Here is a 1557-nt window from a genome sequence, read left to right on the forward strand (position 1 = left end):
GCCGGGCGCCGACGCGTCGGCCGACCTGCTGCCGGCCGGGGGTGCGCCGCGGGCCGACGGGCCGGGCTTCAGCTGCGTGCTGGTGGCGAACCGGGGCGAGATCGCCGTGCGGATCATCCGTACCCTGCGGGACCTCGGGATCCGGGCCGCCGCCGTCTACTCCGACGCGGACGCCGGGGCCCGCCACGTCCGCGAGGCCGACGTGGCGGTGCGTCTCGGGCCCGCGCCGGCCCGCGAGAGCTACCTGGACATCGGCGCGGTCATCGAGGCCGCCCGGCTGTCCGGGGCGCGGGCGATCCATCCCGGCTACGGCTTCCTCGCCGAGAACGCGGAGTTCTTCCGGGCCTGTGAGGCCGCCGGGGTCAGCGTCATCGGACCGCCGGCCGGCGCCGTCGAGGTCATGGGCGACAAGATCCTGGCCCGGCGGACCGTCGCCGAGGTCGGCGTCCCGGTGGTCCCTGGCCGGTCGGCGCCGGGCATGAGCGATGCCGCGATCGCCGAGGCCGCCGGCCAGCTCGGCTACCCGGTGCTGGTCAAACCGTCGGCGGGCGGCGGCGGCAAGGGCATGCGGATCGTGCGCGAGCCCGCGGGGATGGCCCCGGCGCTCGTCTCGGCCCGCCGGGAGTCCGCCGCCGCGTTCGGCGACGACACCCTGTTCGTGGAGCGGCTCATCGCCCGCCCGCGCCACGTCGAGGTGCAGATCCTCGCGGACAGCCACGGCACCGTGCTGCACCTCGGTGAGCGCGAGTGCAGCCTGCAGCGGCGCCACCAGAAGATCATCGAGGAGGCGCCCTCGCCGCTGCTCGACCCGCGCACCCGGGAGCGGATCGGCGCCGCCGCGGTCGCGGTCGCGGTCGCGGTCGGTTACGTCGGGGCGGGCACGGTGGAGTTCATCATGTCCGCCGACGCGCCCGACGAGTTCTACTTCATGGAGATGAACACCCGCCTGCAGGTGGAGCACGCGGTCACCGAGCTGGTCACCGGGGTGGACATCGTCGCCGAGCAGATCCGGATCGCCGCCGGCGAGCCGCTGCGCTTCGGCCAGGCCGACGTCCGCATCACCGGGCACGCCGTCGAGGCTCGCGTCTACGCCGAGGATCCCGCCCGTGGTTTCCTGCCGACGGGCGGCGAGATCCTCGCCTTCCGCGAGCCGGCCGGCCCCGCGCTGCGGGTCGACGCCGGCATCGCCACCGGCGACACCGTGGGCACCTCCTACGATCCGATGCTCGCGAAGATCATCGCCTGGGGTGCGGACCGGCCGGGCGCGATCGCCCGCCTCGACGCGGCGCTGGCCGGCACCGTCCTGCTCGGCGTCACCACCAACATCGGCTTCCTGCGCGCGCTGCTCGCCCATCCCGACGTCCGTTCCGGCCGGCTCGACACCGGGCTCGTCGAGCGCGACCTCGCGGCGCTCGCCGACGACGAGGCGCCGGTGGAGGCGATCCTCGGCTACGCGCTGGCCCGGCTGCTCGCCCTGCAGCCCACCGGCCCGCTGGTCGACCCGTGGGACGTCCCCTCCGGCTGGCGTCCCGGCGAGCCCGCCTGGCTGGCGTGGGA

General features: G+C 75.9%; 1 protein-coding gene. It reads left to right on the plus strand.

Translation table 11 applies throughout. The annotated features are described in order from the left end of the window. Positions 1-28: 28 nt before the first annotated feature. Positions 29-1557 (plus strand): acetyl-CoA carboxylase biotin carboxylase subunit (locus MXD58_RS27285; RefSeq protein WP_250610849.1); only part of this gene is annotated, 1529 nt, incomplete at its 3' end.

The organism is Frankia sp. AgKG'84/4, assembly GCF_023242965.2.
Lineage (GTDB): Bacteria > Actinomycetota > Actinomycetes > Frankiales > Frankiaceae > Frankia.